Genomic DNA, 18,659 nt, shown 5'->3' with positions numbered 1-18,659 from the left:
GCACCCAGCGAGGGGGTTCGACCAATGAACCAAGAGAGCGACATCGCAATCGAAGCCGCGCAAGCCGTATCGAAGCCGTATGATAAGCGTCGCCTGTCCTATGCGGGAACGTTTTCCAACCCGTTCAAGGTCGGCACGATCCGCACTCTGGAATGGATGACGGCGAAGGCGCAGCTTCTGCACCTGATCCGCAAGTTCGAGAAGCGCGGCGCCCCGGTCGGGGCCGAGTTCTGGCCGCAAGCGCTCGACGTGATGGGGATCGATGTCACGACGCCACCAGAGCAAATCGCCCATATCCCGAAAGAGGGCCCGCTGGTGGTCGTCGCCAACCACCCGCATGGGCTGGTGGACGGGATGGTGCTGGCCTACCTGATCGGCCAAGTGCGCGACGATTTCCTGATCCTTACCCGCTCGCTGCTGACCGGGATTCCCGAGGTCGAGCAATACATGCTGCCCGTGCCCTTCCCGCACGAGCCCAATGCCCGCGAAGACAGTCTCAAGATGCGCGCGGCCTGCATGGCGCAGCTCAAGCGCGGTGGCGTTGTGGTGCTATTCCCTGCGGGGCAGGTGGCGCATTCCGAGACGCTGATGGGCCCGGTGATCGAGCAGGAATGGAATCCCTTCACCGCGAAGATGCTCGCCCGGTCGAACGCCTCGGTGTTGCCGATCCACTTCCCGGGGCAGAATTCGCGCGCCTATCAGATCGCCAACAAGCTGAGCGCGACGGTGCGCCAAGGGCTGCTGTTGTATGAAATCAAGCGCGCGCTGAACAAGCCGCAGAACCCCGCGATCGGCCCGGCAAAGCGGCCCGAAGAGATTGCCGAGGCCCTGAAGAACCCGCGCAAGTTCCTTGCGGATCTGCGGGCGGAAACCCTGGCGCTGTAAGACGGCTGACGGCGAGGGCTCTGTCCCCGCGGTTCCGCCGTTCCCCGGGATATTCGACCCAGTTGGAAAGAAGAACGCCCGGCTATGCCTCTTAGGTCAGGGCAAGCCGGGCGCTTCCAACTGCGCGGGAATCGGCGTCCCGCCTGTTCCGCGAGACCATTTAACTGGAGCTGGGTAAAGAAAGCCTGAGCGGCTTTCCAGCTGCCCGAAATATCCCGGGGGGAGCGACGAGTCGCGAGGGGCAGCGCCCCTCAACCCCATCGGTTCAGCGCGTCGGCACCGGCTCTTCGCCGCGATAGTCGTAGAAGCCGCGCCCGGTCTTGCGACCAAGCCAGCCGGCTTCGACATATTTCGTCAGAAGCGGGCAGGGGCGGTACTTGGTATCGGCCAGTCCGTCATGCAGCACGTTCATGATCGCGAGGCAGGTGTCGAGCCCGATGAAGTCGGCCAGTTCCAGCGGCCCCATCGGATGGTTCGCGCCGAGCTTCATCGACTCGTCGATCGAGCGCACGTTCCCCACGCCTTCATAAAGCGTATAGACCGCCTCGTTGATCATCGGCATCAGGATGCGGTTCACGATGAAGGCCGGGAAATCTTCGGCAGACGCGGCGGTCTTGCCGAGTTTTTCGACGACCTCGTGCAGCGTCTTGTAGGTCTCCTGATCGGTCGCAATGCCGCGGATCAGTTCGACCAACTGCATCACCGGCACCGGGTTCATGAAGTGGAAGCCCATGAACTTCTCGGGGCGGTCGGTGCGCGAGGCGAGCCGGGTGATCGAGATCGACGAGGTGTTCGAGGTCAGGATCGTCGTCGGCTTGAGATGCGGCAGCAGGTCTTCGAAGATCGCCTGCTTGACGGTCTCGCGCTCGGTTGCGGCCTCGATCACCAGATCGGTCGGGCCCAGTTCGCTCAGTTTCGTGGTCGTGGTGATCCGCTTCAGCGCGGTGTTCTTCTCGTCTTCCGAGATTTTCCCACGCGACACCTGCCGATCGAGGTTCTTGGTGATCGTGGCGATCGCCTTCGTCAGCGCCTCGTCGCTGATGTCGTTCAGCAGAACGTCATATCCGGCCAGCGCGAAGACATGGGCGATCCCGTTGCCCATCTGCCCTGCACCCACGATGCCCACTTTCTCGATCGCCATAATTTTCCCTCTCACGCTTTGCGCCCTGACCATAGTTCTCCGCTCGGTCCATGCAAGCGAAACGCAGGGCTGAGATCATTTTAACATTAGCCGTTTGGCAAGACTTCGGGCGCATTCTGGCCTCGGGCGAGTCGAATACAGACTGAGGTGGGAAAATGGCTTTCGAATTTACGGGCGATGGCGCTCTCGATTACTTCCCGTGCAGATATGGGAAATCCAAACTGCTGTTCCGCGGGCCGCGCCGTGCGCTGCAAGGCGATTTCATCGCGGCGATGGGCGGGACGGAGACCTATGGCAAGTTCGTGGAGCTTCCTTGGCCCGCGCTGCTCGAGGCGCGGCTGGAGATGCCGGTGGTGAATTTCGGTTATCTGAATGCCGGGATCGACGTGTTCCTGCACGAGCCGCAACTGGCCGCCGCATCGGAGGCCGCGAAGGTTACGGTCATCCAGTTGCTCGGGGCGCAGAATATGTCCAACCGCTTTTATGCCGTGCATCCGCGCCGCAACGATCGGTTCCTGCGCGCTTCGAGCCTGATGCGCTCGATCTTCCGCGGCGTGGATTTCACCGAGTTCAACTTCACGCGTCACATGCTGAGCACATTGAAAGAACGCGAGCCCGAGAAATTCACGCTGCTCGAGGCCGAATTGCAGGAGGCGTGGCTGCAGCGGATGACCGCGCTTCTGGCCAAGATCAAGGGGCGCAAGCTGCTGCTGTGGCTCGGGGCGTTCAACGACTCCGCCCGGAGCGACGATCTTGGGCCCGAGCCGTTGATGGTCACCGAACCCATGGTGGAGGCGCTGCGCTCGCTCGTGTCGGACGTGGTCCGGGTCAAGCCTTCGGCGGCGGCACGTAGCGCGGGCACGGCGGGGATGCACTTCACGCCGCTTGAGGAACCAGCCGCGGAAATGGTGCCGGGGCCGCTGGTGCATGAGGAGATCGCAGCGGCGCTCGCGTCTGCTCTGAAGCCATTGCTCTAACAGGAAAGGGCGGGGGATTTCCCCGCCCTTTCGATTTGGTTCCACTATCGCGGGGGTGCAGCGCCCCGTCCGCGGATCAGAGCTTTTCGGTCAGCGCCGGAACGGCGTCGAAGAGGTCCGCGACCAGGCCGTAATCGGCGACCTGGAAGATCGGCGCTTCTTCGTCCTTGTTGATCGCGACGATGATCTTCGAGTCCTTCATGCCGGCGAGGTGCTGGATAGCCCCCGAAATGCCGCAGGCGATGTAGAGCTCGGGTGCCACGACCTTGCCGGTCTGACCGACCTGCCAGTCGTTCGGCGCGAAGCCCGAGTCGACGGCGGCGCGCGAGGCACCCACAGCCGCGCCAAGCTTGTCGGCCAGCGCTTCGATCACCTTGAAGTCCTCTTCCGAGCCGACGCCACGGCCGCCCGAGACGACGATCTTCGCCGAGGTCAGCTCCGGACGATCGCTCTCGGCGACCTTGTCCTCGATCCAGCTCGACAGAGCGGGCGCGTCCGACATGGCGACGGTCTCGACCGAAGCCGAACCGCCTTCGCCGGCGGCGTCGAAGGTCGAGGTGCGGAAGGTGATGACCTTCTTCTCGTCCTTCGATTTCACGGTCTGGATCGCGTTGCCCGCGTAGATCGGGCGCTCGAACGTGTCGGCATCGACGACGCCGGAGACATCCGAGATCACCATCACGTCGAGAAGGGCTGCGACACGCGGCATCACGTTCTTCGCATCGGTCGTGGCAGGCGCCACGATATGCGAGTAATCGCCCGCGAGCGACACGATCAGCGCGGCGGTCGGCTCCGCCAGACGGTGGCTCAGCGACGGGTCCTCGGCCACGAGAACCTTCGCGACACCGTCGATCTTCGCGGCGGCTTCACCGGCCGCGGCAGCAGAGGCACCCGCGCAGAGCACGGTCACATCGCCGAGGCTTTTCGCGGCGGAGACGGCCTTGGCGGTCGCGTCGACCGACAGTTCGCCATCATTCACTTCACCCAGCAGCAGAACGGCCATCACACGACCCCCTTCTCTTTGAGTTTCGCAACCAGCGTGTCGACATCCGGCACCATTTCGCCAGCCTGACGCGCTTCGGGCTCGGTGACCTTCACCACTTCGAGGCGCGGCGAGACGTCGACGCCGTAGTCGTCGGCGGTTTTCTCCTCGAGCGGCTTCTTCTTCGCCTTCATGATGTTCGGCAGCGAGGCGTAGCGCGGCTCGTTCAGACGAAGGTCGGTGGTGACGATCGCGGGCAGCTTGACCTCGATGGTCTGCAGACCGCCGTCGACTTCGCGGGTGACCTTCGCGGCCTCGCCCTCGACCACGACTTCGGATGCGAAGGTCGCCTGACCCCAGCCCAGAAGTGCGGCCAGCATCTGGCCGGTCGCGTTCATGTCGTTGTCGATCGCCTGCTTGCCGAGGATCACCATGCCGGGCTGCTCTTCCTCGACGACCTTGGCGAGGATCTTGGCGACGGCCAGCGGCTCGATATCGGTTTGCACGTCATCGGCAGCGACCACAAGGATCGCACGGTCCGCACCCATCGCGAGCGCGGTGCGCAGCGTTTCCTGCGCCTGCTTCACGCCGATCGAGACCGCGACGATCTCTTCGACGGCGCCCTTCTCCTTCAGACGGATCGCCTCTTCGACAGCGATTTCGTCGAACGGGTTCATCGACATTTTGACATTGGCGAGATCGACACCGCTTCCGTCCGCTTTCACGCGAGCTTTCACGTTGTAGTCGATCACGCGTTTGACGGGTACCAGGACCTTCATGCGTGTCTCCCTTGTCTGGTCCGCCAAATTGCGGCGAACGGATTCATTCGGCAATTTTGTTACAAGAGCACGGGGCGAAGGGACAGGGGGAAAACGCCTCGTTTTGGCCCTGAAACGTCACGTCTTTTCGACTGTTTGCGCTAGCGGTCGGGGCCCATTGCCGTTGCGTCGCCCCGGTACCGTCTCGCCGATGGCAAAAAGGCCGCCCCGGGGGACGGCCTTTCCTTGATTTGGCTTTCCGGCTGCGAGCTCAGTCCTGGCGCCGCTCACCGGCGATCCGCGCGTCGTTCTGCATCTCGAGCCACATCGCGTTGGCGACGGCGACCAGAGCGGCCAGCGGAAGTCCGAGGATCCATGCGAAGTACCACATCTGTCTGTCTCCTTAATAAGCTGTATGGCTGTCGCGCTCGACATCTGCGACCGTCACCTTGCCCCACAGAACCTTATAGACCCATGCGGTATAGGCGAGGATGAGCGGCATGAAGATCAACGCGGCGATGAGCATGATGAAGAGCGTCTGGTGGGAGGACGACGCGTCCCAGACCGTCAGCGAGGCGTCGGGCATTTTCGAGCTCGGCAGGATGAAGGGGAACATCGTCAGGCCGACCGAGGAGATCACGCCGAAGATGCCCAGTTTCGACCAGAGCAGCGTCGAGACTTCGCGGCCGGCGCGCAGCCCCCGCACCGCCATGGCGATCCCCGCGAGGCCGAGAATCGGCGCAATCGCGATCCACGGGCGGTCCGCATAGGCCTGCATCCAGCTCCCGCCATGCTCGACCGTCGAGAATAGCGGGTTGGAGGGGCCATTCGCCGGCACGACCGAGGTGACGTGGTAGCCCTTGATCCCGAAGGCGAGCCAGATGCCAGCGACGATATAGGCAACGAAGGCCGCCATGCCCGCAACAGAGCCGATCTCGGTCGCGCGGACCTTCACCGCGCCTTCGGTCTTCACCGAGAGCCACGCCGCGCCATGCATCATCAGCATCGACAGCGACACCACGCCTGCAAGCAGCGCGTAGGGGTTCAGAAGGCCCAGCAGCTTCATGATGAAGTTGCCCGGATAGAGCGGCATCAGCATGTCGTTGAGCTCGAAGGGCACGCCTTGCAGAACGTTGCCCACGGCCACGCCGAAGATCAGTGCCGGAACCGCGCCGCCCACGAAGAGCGCCCAGTCCCAGCCATTGCGCCACGCAGCCGAGTCGCGCTTCGAGCGATACTTGAAGCCGACCGGGCGCAGGATCAGCGCCGCGAGCACGAGGAACATCGCGAGGTAGAACCCCGAGAAGCTTACCGCATAGAGGGGTGGCCAGGCCGCGAAGATCGCGCCCCCGCCGAGGATGAACCAAACCTGGTTCCCTTCCCAGACCGGGCCGATCGTGTTGATCGCCACGCGGCGCTCGCTATCGGTCTTGCCGACGAAGGGCAGCAGTGCGCCCACGCCCATGTCGAAGCCGTCGGTCAGCGCGAAGCCGATCAGCAGGACGCCCAGCAGCAGCCACCAGATGACGCGTAGAACGTCGAGGGGGATAAGTTCATAGAGGATCATTGGTTCTTACTCCGCAGGCATGGTGACAGGGTTGCCGCCGCGACCGGACAGGCGATCGTCATGTCGTTGCAGCCACTCCTGGGTGACCTCGACATCCTGATACGGGCCTTTCTTGATGTATTTGAGCATCAGGCCCATCTCGACGACGAAGAGCACGGTATAGAAGGCGACGAAGCCCAGCAGCGTGAACAGCAGGTCGCCCACCGAAAGGTGGCTGACCGAAAGCGCCGTAGGCAGCACGCCGTCGACGGTCCAAGGCTGGCGTCCGAACTCGGCGGTGAACCAGCCCAGTTCCGCGGCGATCCAAGGGGCGGGGATGACGATCACGGCCAGACGCAGCGCCCAGCGGGGATAGTTCATGCCCTTCCAGTTCGAGACGACGAAGAAGTAGACCATCAGCGCGATGAAGGAGAAACCTAGCGCAACCATCAGGCGGAAGGACCAGAAGATCGGCCAGACCGTTGGGACCGTGTCGTTCGCGGCCTTCTTGATCTGCGCGTCGGTCGCTTGACGCGGATCGTCCACGTAGCGTTTGAGCAGGTAGGCGTAACCGAGATCGCCGACGTTCTTGTTGAATTCCGCGGTGACGTCAGCGGGGACATCCCCCTTCGCTTCGCGAATTTTCAGCAGATCATTATAGGCGACGATGCCGTTGCGGATCCGCTCCTCCGAGCCTTTGACCAGATCGTCGATCCCGGTGATCTGCTCGGTCAGCGAGCGGGTACCGATGAGGCCCATCACCCACGGGATGTGGATCGCGTATTTGGTCTCGCGCGCTTGCTGATCGGGAATGCCGAAGAGCGTGAAGGAGGCGGGGGCCGGTTCGGTCTTCCACATGGCTTCCATCGCGGCGAGTTTCATCTTCTGGTTATGCGTCGTCTCGTAGCCCGACTCGTCGCCGAGGATCACCACCGACAGCGCCGAGGCGAGGCCGAACGCAGCGGCGACCGCGATGGAGCGGCGGGCCAGTTCGAGGTGACGCCCCTTGAGCATGTACCAGCTCGACACGCCCATCACGAAGACGGCCGCTGTGACGTAGCCAGCGGAGACCGTGTGCACGAACTTGGCCTGGGCCACCGGGTTGAACACGACATCGAAGAAGGAGGTCATTTCCATCCGCATCGTCAGCGGATTGAACGCCGCCCCGACCGGGTTCTGCATCCAGCCGTTCGCGATCAGGATCCACAAAGCAGAGAAGTTCGAGCCGATGGCGACCAGCCACGTGACGACCATGTGCTTGACCGGGCTCAGCTTCTCCCATCCGAAGAACATCAACCCGACGAAAGTCGCTTCCATGAAGAAGGCCATCAGGCCCTCGATCGCGAGCGGTGCGCCGAAAATGTCGCCGACGTAATGCGAGTAATAGCTCCAGTTCATGCCGAACTGGAATTCCATCGTGAGGCCCGTGGCCACGCCCAGCACGAAGTTGATGCCGAACAGCGTGGCCCAGAACTTGGTCATTTGCCGCCAGACGGGGCGGTTGGTCATCACATAGACCGTCTCCATGATCGCCACGATGATCGACAGACCAAGCGTCAGCGGCACGAAGAGGAAGTGATACATCGCTGTCATGGCAAATTGCAGCCGTGACAGCTCGACGATCCCGAAATCCATTCTCGTTCTCCGTTTCCCTACTTGCATCCGGCGCGATGAAAAGCCGGATTCTCCGGAAATGTTTTTCCTGGATGCAGGTTATGAGGAGGCGGTCGGCGCGCGACTTTGAGCCAAATCAAATTGACGATGTGTCGCACGCGGACGTGAACAGAGGTGAACGGGAATATGTCTCGTGATTTTAGGGGCTTATCGTCGCAGGTCGTGCGTCATTTCAGCGCGATCGTGGCCGTGGCGGCGCTCTGGTCGGGCTGGCGGTGAGAGACCAGAACGAAGCCCGCCTCGGGCAGAAGCGCCCGTAATCCGGCCAGCGTCGCGGCGGCGGTTTGGGCGTCGAGTCCCTCGGTCGGTTCGTCCAGCAGAAGGATGTCGGGCCGGCGCAGCGCCGCACGGGCCAGCGCCAATCGTTTCGCCTGCCCGCCGGACAATCCCGTGCCGCCTTCGCCAAGCCGTGCTTCGAGCCCGCCGCGCGCCACGATCACTTCATCCAGCGCCACGGCGCGCAGCGCGGCCCATGCCGCATCGTCATCGAGTTGCGTTCCGGGAGGCAGGGCGAGCGCGAGATTCTCGGCAATAGTGCCGCCGATCAACTGGCTGCGCTGCGGCACCATTGTGAGGACATCGCGCAGGTCTCCCTCCGGCCAGTCGGCCAGCGCGCGGCCCATCGCCGTGATCTCGCCACCGGACGGCTTGAGAAGGCCGGACAGCACGGCGAGTGCGGTGGATTTCCCCGCGCCCGAGGGCCCGGCAAGCATCACGGTCTGACCGCGCGCGAGGGTGAAGGTCAGATCGGAAAAGAGCGGCGCGGCGCTCTTGGCGCGGGTGAAGGCAACTTGGCGCGCCTCGAGCAGCGGGGCGTCCATATCGGTGGGGGCGTGGCCGTCGGGCTGGGCGCTTGTGGGCGTATCGGTCAGCTCCATGACCCGCGCGCCCGCCTCCTGCATGCGTCCAATCTCGGCCATGCCTCGGCGCAGCAGCATCAGCGACTCGGCCAGTGCCAGCGCCACGAACAGGCCCACCGCGGCGCGCGCGGGCGTGATCTGCCCGGCCAGCGCCATCTGTCCGGCGATCGCCAGGGCGGCCGCCCCGGCAAGCGCGGTGGTGGCGGAAATCACCGCCCCCACCCGGCGGTCGAGCGCCTCGAGATTGCGCCGCGCGAGCGCTTCGGCCTCGACCTCGGCCAGGGTCTGCGCAGTTGCGGCCTCCAGCTGTCCGGCCACGGCCAGATCGGCTCGCGCGCGCATCGTCTCCAGCGCGCGGCGGCGAATGTTCTGCAGTGCCGTTTCGGCGGCGCGGGCATCGTGGCGGGCGGCTCGGGCGACCCAGATCAGGCCGAGCCCACCGCCCAGCAGGTAGATCAGGAAGACCGCGAGCCCGATCGGCAGCCCTTCGAGCCACCCCAGCATCAGAAGCGCCGCGATCTGGACCATGCCGCCTGCAAGGAAGGGGATGACCAGCCGCAGCAATACGCCATCAAGCGCATCCACGTCCGAGGTGATCCGGTTCAGCGCCTGCGCACCGCGCAGCCGCGCCTGTTCCTCATGCGGGCGGCGCGAGACGCCATCCATCAGGTCGATGCGCAGCTTCGCCAGCGCACGCAGCGTGGCGTCATGGGTCAGCAACCGTTCGCCATAGCGCGAGACTGCGCGACCCAAAGCCAGCCCGCGCACGCCTGCCGAGGGGGTGAAGAAATTGAAGTTGAGGCCCAGCCCCGTAATCCCGGCCAAGGCCGAGGCGGTGATGAACCAGCCCGACAGGCCGAGCAGCGCCGCCCCCATCGCGAGCACGAGGAACGACAGCGCGAGGCCCCTGCTGAAGGCCCATTTCTGATCGCTGATCAGGCGAGCGGTGAGGGTCAGAAGCGTTCTCATGCTGCGCCCTCCAAGTCGATCTGACGGTCCATCGCGGCAACGAGGGCAGGGTCGTGGCTTGCGACGATCAAGGTCGTGCCCTGCGTTCGTAACGCCAGAAGAGCCGCGATGACTTTCGCGCCCGTCTCGGCATCGAGATCGGCGGTCGGTTCGTCGGCCAACACGATCGGGCGGCCCGCGTAGTGGGCCCGCGCGATCAGCAGACGCCGCGCCTCGCCGCCCGAGACGCCGCCGCCCATATCGCCCAGCCGGGCGTCGAGCCCGCCGGGAAGGCCCGCGACGACCTCGGTGGCCTGCGCGGCGTCGAGCGCTGCATCGAGGTCGCCGGGACGGTTCAGCGTGATCAGTTCGCGCAGGCTCGCATCGGCGAAGCGCGGGCTTTGAGGAATCCAGCCGAAGGCTGCGCGCCAGTCATCGGCGTTTTCCTCTGTCAGGGAGGTATCGCCCAGCGTGATCTTCCCCGCCTCGGGATGGATCAGACCGACCAGCGCGGTCAGAAGCGTCGTCTTGCCTGCGCCCGACGGTCCTGTGATCGCGACCGCCTCGCCCGGGGCGATGTCGCCATCGGGCAGGGGGAGCGGAGCGGCGGCCTCGCCGGGGCGGATTTGCAGCCCGTGCCAACGCAGCGTGCCAAGCGTCGGTGCCGTGCCTTCGCCTCCAGTGCCCATCAGCGTGTTGGCCTTGGCGATTGCAGTCTCGGTCGTCTCCAACTCGGAGGCTACGGCGAGCGCAGCGGCCCGGTCATGCCATGCCGCAGCGAGATCGCGCAGCGGCTGGAAAAACTCGGGCGCGATCATCAGCAGGAAAATCCCCTCGGCCGGAGTCATCTTGCTGCCCCATGTGCCGAAATTCATCCAGCCGATCAGCGAGAAGCCGACATAGACCGCGACCAGCGCCACGCCGATCGCGGCGAAGAGTTCCAGAAGCGTCGAGGAGAGGAAGGCAACCCGCAGAACCGCCATCGTGCGGAGGCGCAGGTCTTCGGATTTGGTTTCCAGATCGGCGCGCGAGCGGGCCTCCGCGCCCAGAAGTCGCAGATCGGTGATCGCGGCGATCCGATCGATCAGCAGCCGGTTGAGCGAACCGATTTCGACCATCTGCTTTTCCGAGGCGTCCTGCGCGGCCATGCCGACAAGCGCCATGAAGATCGGGATCAGCGGCCCGGCGATCAGCAGGATTCCCGCGACCGCCCAGCTTTGCGTGGCAGCGAGCAGGATGAAGGCGAGGGGGATGATCCGGGCGCGCAGGAAGGCGGGCTGATAGCGCGTGGCCCATGGGCCGAGCGCGCCGAGCTTCTCCGCGGACAGCGAAGCCAGTTCCGCAGGCGACAGCGCGGCGGCGCCGCTAGCCTGACGCAGCGCCTTTCGGATCAGCTTCTCGCGGCTCTCACGCAGCACCACCTCGGCGGCATCGGCCGAGAGCTTCTGCGAAATCCAGTCGAGGACGATCCGCACGAGCGCCAGCACCACGAAGCCAGCAGCCCCGGCGAGCGGCGAGAGCGACGGGCTCACCCCCGGTGCGACCAGATCGCCAAGTACCAAACCGATCAGAGCGGCCTGCGCGGGCCAGATCAGCGCCGAGGCCACACCGAGCCACCCGGCGAGCTTCAACTTGCCCGCGACGGGCTGAGCGATGCGGGTCAGAACGGCTTTCGGCTTCGGCGCTTGGGTCGTGGCGTCTGTCATGCGGGTTTTGGGGTCTTTTCCTCTTTCGCGCTTGGCTGTCGAGATAGCCGGGCAGAGGGGCTGCGACAATGGAGTGCGACAATCCGCGCTTGTCACGTCTGCGGTACGAACCTTCATGCCGACATGAAAAAAACCGTTCGGATGAGGGTCCGAACGGTTTTCGAGGTTACCTGTGGCGGGGCCTTAGCAGGGCGCGATGTACTCGCGGCCATACGAGTCACGATAGCGGCACTGACCCGGCTGGTTGGCTTTACCGATCAGGGCGCCGGCAACGGTGCCGACTGCGCCGCCGATCGCGGCGTTTTGAACGCGGTCGCCATCATCCGAAACGGCAGCGCCGATCGCGGCACCGGCAACACCGCCGGTCGCGGCAGCGCGGTCCTGTTGCGACATCTGGCAGCCTGCAACGGCAACGGTGGCGCTGAGCGGCAGGATCAGGAACATCTTCTTCATGGTACGTGTCTCCCTTCTGTGTCTTCGGACATCCAACGTCGCCCCTCTCCGGGCAGTTCCAAGTTTTTCTTAATTAGTTTTGAGCATCTATTCTGGAGCCGTGATGACCCAGCGGCTTGACATGCGCGGTCATTCGGGGGTCAAGCAAAGAAAGACATCTCGAGACATACGACAGAAAGACCCGCCTATGAGTTCGACCGCCTGGCGCGTTCCCCTGATCGGAGCGCTTTTCCTTTTCGCATTGAGCGCGGTGGTGTTGATGATCATGCGCCCGCTGATGGCGATCGACGAGACGCGCTATGTCACCGTCGCCTGGGAAATGTGGCAGGGCGGCTCCAAGCTGGTGCCGCATCTCAACGGGGCGATCTATTCCGACAAGCCGCCGCTTCTGTTCTGGCTCATCAATATCGTCTGGAGCGTGACTGGCCCCAGCGAATGGGCGGCGCGGCTCGTGGCGCCCGCCTTCGGGCTGCTGTCGGTCGGACTGGTCGCGGTGCTCGCGCGCAAGCTCTGGCCGGAGGAACCGGAGCGCGCCGGACTCGCCGCACTGATCCTTGGGACGAGCGGCGTGTTTCTGCTCTTCGGCTCGACAACGATGTTCGACACGATGCTCACGGCGGCGACGCTGACGGGAATGCTCGCAGTCTGGGCGATGCGCGACACGGAGCGCTTCGCCCCGGTGATCGGGCTTGGCATCGCGCTGGCCTTCGGCGTCTTCGCCAAGGGGCCGGTGATCCTGGTGCATGTGCTGCCGACCGCGCTTTTGATGCCGCTTTGGGCGACCGGGGCGGAGCGGCCCGCGCTCAAGCAGTGGTATGCGCGGATCGGAATCGGTTTTCTGATCGGTTTCGGCATCGTCCTGCTATGGCTCGGCCCCGCGATCATCTTCGGCGGTGCTGAATACCGCGAGCAGATTCTGTGGAAGCAGAGCGCCGGGCGGATGGTGGAAAGCTTTGCCCATGGTCGCCCCTTCTGGTTCTTCGTGGCGTTGCTGCCGTTCTTCCTCTGGCCGTGGGGCTGGAGCCGCGCGGGGCTGGCTACGTTCAGGCCGTCGCGGCTCTGGGAGGATGCGGGCACGCGCATGGTGACGGTCTGGTTCGTCACCGCCTTCCTCGCCTTCTCGCTGATCTCGGGCAAGCAGGCGCATTACCTTGTGCCGGAAATGCCCGCGCTGGCGCTGATCCTGTCGGGATTGCTGCCCACGGCGGAGCGCCGGATGCGCTGGCTGCGCCTGCTGTGGCTTCTGCCCGGCGTGGCGACAGCGATTGCTGCGGCTTCGGTGCATTTCGGGGCGTTCCCCGAACTGCCCGAGGGCACCGGATCGTGGCTCTTCGTGATCGCTGGCGTGGCGCTGCTCGTGGGCGGCGCGCTAATCGTGCTGAAAGCGCGGCAGGGCTGGTTCGCCGAAGCCTTCGTCGCGCCGCTGGTGCTGATCGCCATTCAGATCATGGTCTGGCCGATCCTCTGGAAAGTCTACGATCCGGCACCAATCGCGAGCCTGATCGCTTCGCATTCGGAAAATGGCGTGGCCACCACCGATCGCGGCTATGCGGGGCAGTTCTCCTTCGTCGCGCGGCTCGAGAACCCGGTGACGGTGCTTGGCAACAGCGCCGATCTCGGGCGCTGGATGGCGGCGCATCCCGACGGGCTGGTTCTCGCAGCGAATCCGATCGAGGGCGTCGACGGTCTGAGCCAGATCGCCGAGCGGCATTTCCGGCAGAACGACTGGCGGCTCTATCAGGTCGCGGAGGCGATTGCGCCGTCTGCTTCGGATGCTGCGGCCACGCCCACCAGTGCGAACTGACACTTCAAACTAAAGACACGCCCGAAGCGGATGCTCCGGGCGTGCCTTCAAACCGATAGACTGCAAGTATTACGACTTGGTCTTCTCGGTGGGCCGCTCATCGAGAGTGACGGAGAGCGTGAGCGGCTTGTTCGCGCGCAGCAGCGAGAGCTGCACTTCGGTTCCCGGCTCGTCGGACCCGATCGCACGGGTCAGATCGCGGGGGGCTTTCATCGGCTTGCCATCCACGCCGACGATGATGTCGCCGCGCTTCAGACCAGCTTTCTTCGCGGGCGTGTCGGGCGACACGTCGGCTACGAGCACACCTTCCGGTTGGTCGAGCCCCAGCGCCGCGGCGATGTCCTCGCTGACCGGCTGGATCTGCACGCCGAGGAAGCCGCGCTTCACCGTGCCATTGTCCTGCAGGTCGGCGACGACGCTCTTGATGGTGTCGGAGGGCACCGAGAAACCGATCCCGACGGAACCGCCAGTGGGCGACAGGATCGCGGTGTTCATGCCGATCACCTGGCCTTGGTCGTCAAAGAGCGGGCCACCCGAGTTGCCTTTGTTGATGGCTGCGTCAGTCTGGATGTAGTTATCGAAGGGGCCCGATTTCAAGTCGCGGCCTTTGGCCGAGACGATGCCGGTCGACACGGAGGTGCCGAGGCCGAACGGGTTGCCGATCGCCACGACCGGCTCGCCGACCTGCGCGGCCTGACTGTCGCCGAAGCCCACGGTGTCGAGGTCCTTGTTGGTATCGACCTTGATCAGCGCGATGTCGGTGGCCTTGTCTTCGCCGATCACTTTCGCATCCGCGGTCGAGCCGTCGGAGAAGGTAACCTTCACGCTCTCGGCGCCGTCGACGACGTGGGCGTTGGTGACGATATGGCCGTCTTTCTGGATGATGAAGCCAGTGCCGAGACCGGTGATCTCAGGACGCTGCATCGGCTGACCCTGACCGTTGGGGCCCATGTCGGGCATGCCGAAACGACGCTGGAAGAACTCGAAGGGGAAATCCTGAGGCATCCCCATCTGGGCCATTTCCTGATCGTTGGCCTGCTTCTTGATCTCGATGGTGACCACGGCGGGCATCACCTTCTTCACCAGGTCGACGGTGTTGGTGAAGGTTTCGGCCGCAGCCACGTTCGGGACCAGTGCCAGACCGCTCGTCGCCACGGCGCCGGCGCCGAGCATGGCGGTGGTGGCGAGGGTGCGCAGCAGGGGAGCTTTGCGAATGTCCTGCATGTTTCTCTCCTTTTTGACAGGTATGCACCCTATGTGAGGGCCTAGCCTGTCAGGGACTCTGCGGGAAGATTGCAGAGTTGTTATCCTTTTCACCTTTAGGGGAGGGGTGCGTGACTTGTGCGGTGTCATCGGCCACATATGTCGCGAACCGAGAAAGCGAGTGCGATGAAACTGCTGTTGATCGAAGACGACGCGACCACCGCCGATTACGTTCTGCGTGGCCTGCGCGAAGAGGGCCACACGGTCGACCATCTCGCGAATGGCCGCGACGGGCTGACCCAGGCGCTGGGCGGCAGCTACGACGTGATGATCATCGACCGGATGCTGCCGGAGCTGGACGGTCTCTCGATCACCCGCGCGATCCGGGCCGCAAAGGTCACGACGCCGATCATCTTCCTCACCGCGATTGGCGGCGTGGACGACCGGATCGAGGGGCTCAACGCGGGTGCCGACGATTATCTCGTGAAACCCTTTGCCTTCGGCGAGTTGTCGGCGCGGCTCGCGGCGCTGGCGCGTCGCCCGCAAGCGCAGTCGGAGCAGGTAATGCTGGAGGCGGGCGATCTGAAGATGGACCTGATCGCGCGCAAGGTGACGCGCGGCGGACAGGAGATCGACCTTCTGCCGCGCGAATTCTCGCTGCTGGAATTCCTTCTGCGTCGCAAGGGGCGGGTGCAAACCCGGACGATGCTGCTGGAGGGCGTGTGGGATCTGAATTTCGATCCGCAGACCAATGTGGTGGAGACGCATATTTCGCGGCTCCGGAACAAGGTCGACAAGCCGTTCGACCGTGATCTCATCCACACCGTGCGCGGCGCGGGCTACCGGATCGAGGGCTGATGAAGGCACGTCTGAATCGCGCGGAAATCCTTGCCTCGACGCCGCTGCGGCAGGCGCTCGGGCTGATGGGGATCGTCTTTGCGATCCTGCTGGTGACGCTGGGCTTCGCCTATGTCGCGCTGCGCTCCTCGACCGAGGAATCGATCCGCGCTGATCTAAAGCAGCAGACGGCAGTGTTTCAGGTTGCCGCCAACCCCGAGACGCTCTCTGTGATCGTGTCGGCGGAGGCGCGGGCGTCCGATCCGTCAGAGCGCGCCATCGCCTTCGTGATGTCGGACGGGCGGCAGGTCGGCAATGTGCGGGTCACCCATGAGGGCGACAGCTGGGTCATCTCGCGTCATCCCGAATATGCGCCGCTGTCGAAACATGGATATTTCACGCTGACCATGCCGCTTGCGGGCGGCTTGCTGGTGATCGGCGAAAGTCGCGCGCCGATTGCGGAACTGACCTCGACCTTCCTCGCGATTCTCGTCTTCTCCTTCGTACCCTCGCTTCTGGTCTCTGCCGCCTATGGTGCGTGGGTCGGGATGCGGGCGCGCAAACGGGTGAGCGCGATCGAGAACACGCTGGACGATCTTACCGAGGGGCGGCTCGAGGCGCGGGTGCCGCGCGACGAGGTGAAGGCGCGGCGCGGCGATGACCTCGCACGGATCGGGGCGCGGCTTAACGTGATGGCCGAGACGCAGGAGGCGACGGTTGCGGCGCTGCGTCAGGTCTCCGCCGATATCGCGCATGACCTGAAGACGCCGATGCAGCGGATTTCGGTGCTACTCTCGGAGCTGCAAGAGGCCTTGCCCGAGGACGCGCCGCCCCGCGCGCTGGCCGAGCAGGCAGGCACCGAGGCCGAGCGCGCGGTCGCCGTGTTCCACTCGTTGCTGCGGATCGCCCAAATCGAGGGCGGCAGCCCGAAGGCACGTTTCGCGACGGTCGATCTGGGCGCGCTCGCCGCCGATATCACCGAGCTTTACGAGGCCAGCGCCGAAGAGGCGGGCGGTTCGCTGACCCTGCAGCGGCCAGACGCGCCGCTCATCGTGCAGGGCGATCGGGGGCTTCTGGGACAGATGCTGTCGAACCTGATCGAGAACGCGATCCGCCATGGCGGGCCTGCGCCGAAGATCGCGGTGAGTCTGTCTCGCGAGCGCGGTGCAATCACGCTCAGCGTCGCCGATCGTGGCCCCGGCATTCCCGAGGCCGAGCGCGAGAAGGTTCTGCGCAGGCTCTATCGGCTGGAACGCTCTCGCACGACGCCCGGAAACGGGCTGGGCCTTGCGCTGGTTCATGCGGTGGCGGGGCTGCACGAGGCGGAGCTGGAGCTGTCCGACAACAATCCCGGTCTGATCGTGTCGCTGCGCTTCGTTGGGTCCGCTCAGTCGGCCTGATCGGGCAGATCGATCTCGGTCAGGAAGCGCAGGCTCAGCGGCAAGGTCGCGGCCCCCAGCGCGCGCGCATCGGGCCCCACCTGACCCTCGCGCACGATCGGAACACCCGCGCCCGAGAGATTGATCTTCGTCAGCTCCGCTTCGGTGGCGGCGACGAGCCGCGCGCGCAGATCGTCGGGCATCCAGCCGTCGATCACGATCGCATCGAGATCGCAAAGCGCCGCCGAGGATGCGGCGACAGTCGCAAGGCCCCGCGCCGCTTTCGCGAGCCAGTCGTTGACGATGTCTTCGGGAAGATCCCACTCATCGCGCCGCTCCCAGAGGAAACTCGCATCGAGCCCGCGCTCCGTCATCGCGGCTTCGATGACCGACAGCGATGCCACGTCGAGCAGCTGGCACTGGCCGCCGTGACCGTCGGGCACCGGCATCGAGGCAAGCGCGCCCGCATTGTTGTTGGGGCCGGTCACAAGCGAGCCGCTCATCACCAGCCCGCCACCTACGAAGAAGCCCACGAACGCATAGAGGAAATCGTCGGGCAATGTCTGATCGCCCAGCAAAAGCTCTGCCGAACAGGCGGCAGAGGCATCGTTTTCCAGCACCACGGGAAACGGATAGAGCGCCTCCAGTTCGGTGCGGATATCGCGTTCGCGCCAATCGGCCATCGCGCTTTCCTCGAGCCCGAGCGCGACGCCCCAATCCCACATCCTGAACGGCGCCCCGATGCCGAGGCCGGCGATGCGCTCGCGCTTCGAGGCGGGGAGTTCTGTCACCATCCGGGCGATCGCGTCGATGGCGAAGGCTATCGTGTCAGCCGCCGTGGGGTAGTCGTGGCGCGCGACACGGCGCGAGACCGGCGTGCCCATCATGTCGATCAGGATCACCTCGGTCCGGCGACGCCCGACCTTCAGGCCAAGAAAATAAGCCCCCTCGGGGTTCAGGCGCATCGGCACGGTGGGCTGGCCCACCTTGCCGCGCACCGGGTCGCAGCGCAGCAGGAAGCCTTCATCCTCGAGCGCGCGCATGATGACCGACACTGTCTGTGCCGAGAGCCCCGTGAGCCGTGCGATCTCGGATTTCGCCAAGGCGCCGCGACGGCGAATCAGCGACATCACGAGCCGCTCGTTGCGGTTGCGCATCGCGGAGTGATCCGAGCCGATCTTCCCCGCTCCGGTCTTGATCAATTCCATCACGCGGTGGGCCAAAATTCATTCTCCGAGGCTGCTCGCGCATAAACTACGCCTTGTATTTATCGGCTTCCAGAGGCTCTTCTGTCAATTAATAAATCCATTTGATTTATCTATTGACGAGTCGGCCCGTGTTCGCACATGATTTACCTCGAAGCCGATCGGAGGACGGCTGGACATGTTTCTGGGAGGAGACCTGACATGAAGAAGACAACCGCGATTCTGGGAGCGACGGCGCTTGGTCTGATGGCGACCGGGGCCTGGGCGGAGACGACCGCCTGCCTGATCACGAAGACTGACA

The 18,659-nt window shown here is 64.6% G+C and carries 16 protein-coding genes; 5 read left to right on the top strand and 11 right to left on the bottom strand.

All coding sequences use genetic code 11. The features are described 5' to 3' along the window. Positions 1-24: 24 nt before the first annotated feature. Positions 25-885, top strand: coding sequence for a lysophospholipid acyltransferase family protein (locus DEM26_RS15475; RefSeq protein ID WP_109172787.1), 861 nt, complete (start codon positions 25-27; stop codon positions 883-885). A gap of 265 nt (positions 886-1,150) precedes the next feature. Here DEM26_RS15475 and DEM26_RS15470 read toward each other — a convergent pair whose 3' ends face one another. Continuing rightward, positions 1,151-2,026, bottom strand: coding sequence for a 3-hydroxybutyryl-CoA dehydrogenase (locus DEM26_RS15470; protein WP_075776870.1), 876 nt, complete (start codon positions 2,024-2,026; stop codon positions 1,151-1,153). A 155-nt stretch (positions 2,027-2,181) separates the two neighbouring features. Here DEM26_RS15470 and DEM26_RS15465 point away from each other — a divergent pair, with 155 nt between their 5' ends. Then, the gene (locus DEM26_RS15465) at positions 2,182-3,003 is read left to right on the top strand and encodes a DUF6473 family protein (RefSeq protein WP_109172786.1); all 822 of its coding nucleotides are present in this window, start codon (positions 2,182-2,184) and stop codon (positions 3,001-3,003) included. Positions 3,004-3,079: 76 nt separating this feature from the next. Here DEM26_RS15465 and DEM26_RS15460 read toward each other — a convergent pair whose 3' ends face one another. The 8 genes from DEM26_RS15460 to DEM26_RS15425 form a co-directional block, all read right to left on the bottom strand. Beyond that, on the bottom strand, positions 3,080-4,006 hold the full coding sequence (locus DEM26_RS15460; protein ID WP_078542565.1) for an electron transfer flavoprotein subunit alpha/FixB family protein: 927 nt from the start codon (positions 4,004-4,006) through the stop codon (positions 3,080-3,082). Continuing rightward, positions 4,006-4,764, bottom strand: coding sequence for an electron transfer flavoprotein subunit beta/FixA family protein (locus tag DEM26_RS15455; protein WP_109172785.1), 759 nt, complete (start codon positions 4,762-4,764; stop codon positions 4,006-4,008). The genes DEM26_RS15460 and DEM26_RS15455 overlap by 1 nt, the downstream gene beginning before the upstream one ends. Before the next feature lie 250 nt (positions 4,765-5,014). Then, positions 5,015-5,134 carry a cytochrome bd-I oxidase subunit CydX gene (gene cydX, locus DEM26_RS15450; RefSeq protein WP_075776874.1) on the bottom strand — a complete coding sequence of 40 codons (120 nt, stop codon included), beginning with the start codon at positions 5,132-5,134 and terminating at the stop codon, positions 5,015-5,017. A 12-nt stretch (positions 5,135-5,146) separates the two neighbouring features. Beyond that, positions 5,147-6,310 (bottom strand): cytochrome d ubiquinol oxidase subunit II, encoded by a 1,164-nt coding sequence (gene cydB, locus DEM26_RS15445; protein WP_109172784.1) that lies wholly within the window; start codon positions 6,308-6,310, stop codon positions 5,147-5,149. A gap of 6 nt (positions 6,311-6,316) precedes the next feature. Next, complete coding sequence (locus DEM26_RS15440) at positions 6,317-7,924, bottom strand: cytochrome ubiquinol oxidase subunit I (RefSeq protein ID WP_088725941.1); 1,608 nt, start codon at positions 7,922-7,924, stop codon at positions 6,317-6,319. 206 nt (positions 7,925-8,130) lie between these two features. Further along, complete coding sequence (gene cydC, locus DEM26_RS15435; protein ID WP_109172783.1) at positions 8,131-9,792, bottom strand: thiol reductant ABC exporter subunit CydC; 1,662 nt, start codon at positions 9,790-9,792, stop codon at positions 8,131-8,133. Continuing rightward, complete coding sequence (cydD, locus tag DEM26_RS15430) at positions 9,789-11,477, bottom strand: thiol reductant ABC exporter subunit CydD (protein WP_109172782.1); 1,689 nt, start codon at positions 11,475-11,477, stop codon at positions 9,789-9,791. Before cydD ends, cydC begins: the two co-directional genes overlap by 4 nt. A gap of 183 nt (positions 11,478-11,660) precedes the next feature. Then, positions 11,661-11,930, bottom strand: coding sequence for a YMGG-like glycine zipper-containing protein (locus DEM26_RS15425; RefSeq protein WP_075776878.1), 270 nt, complete (start codon positions 11,928-11,930; stop codon positions 11,661-11,663). A 187-nt stretch (positions 11,931-12,117) separates the two neighbouring features. Here DEM26_RS15425 and DEM26_RS15420 point away from each other — a divergent pair, with 187 nt between their 5' ends. After that, the gene (locus tag DEM26_RS15420) at positions 12,118-13,734 is read left to right on the top strand and encodes an ArnT family glycosyltransferase (RefSeq protein ID WP_158275134.1); all 1,617 of its coding nucleotides are present in this window, start codon (positions 12,118-12,120) and stop codon (positions 13,732-13,734) included. 69 nt (positions 13,735-13,803) lie between these two features. Here DEM26_RS15420 and DEM26_RS15415 read toward each other — a convergent pair whose 3' ends face one another. Further along, entirely contained in the window at positions 13,804-14,958 is a 1,155-nt protein-coding gene (locus DEM26_RS15415; RefSeq protein ID WP_075776880.1) for a S1C family serine protease, read from the bottom strand. 165 nt (positions 14,959-15,123) lie between these two features. On the opposite strand from DEM26_RS15415, the gene DEM26_RS15410 reads away from it, so the two are divergent. Further along, entirely contained in the window at positions 15,124-15,795 is a 672-nt protein-coding gene (locus DEM26_RS15410) for a winged helix-turn-helix domain-containing protein (protein WP_075776881.1), read from the top strand. Next, on the top strand, positions 15,795-17,174 hold the full coding sequence (locus tag DEM26_RS15405; RefSeq protein WP_109172780.1) for a sensor histidine kinase: 1,380 nt from the start codon (positions 15,795-15,797) through the stop codon (positions 17,172-17,174). Before DEM26_RS15410 ends, DEM26_RS15405 begins: the two co-directional genes overlap by 1 nt. Here the strand turns inward: DEM26_RS15405 and DEM26_RS15400 are convergent. After that, positions 17,162-18,376: an ROK family transcriptional regulator gene (locus tag DEM26_RS15400; protein WP_369907853.1), complete on the bottom strand. Its 1,215-nt coding sequence runs from the start codon at positions 18,374-18,376 to the stop codon at positions 17,162-17,164. The two genes, DEM26_RS15405 and DEM26_RS15400, sit on opposite strands and share 13 nt — an antisense overlap. Positions 18,377-18,659 lie beyond the last annotated feature (283 nt).

This window comes from Thioclava sp. NG1, assembly GCF_003122275.1.
GTDB classification, from domain to species: domain Bacteria; phylum Pseudomonadota; class Alphaproteobacteria; order Rhodobacterales; family Rhodobacteraceae; genus Thioclava; species Thioclava nitratireducens.
This window is presented reverse-complemented; position numbering and strand designations above follow the sequence as displayed.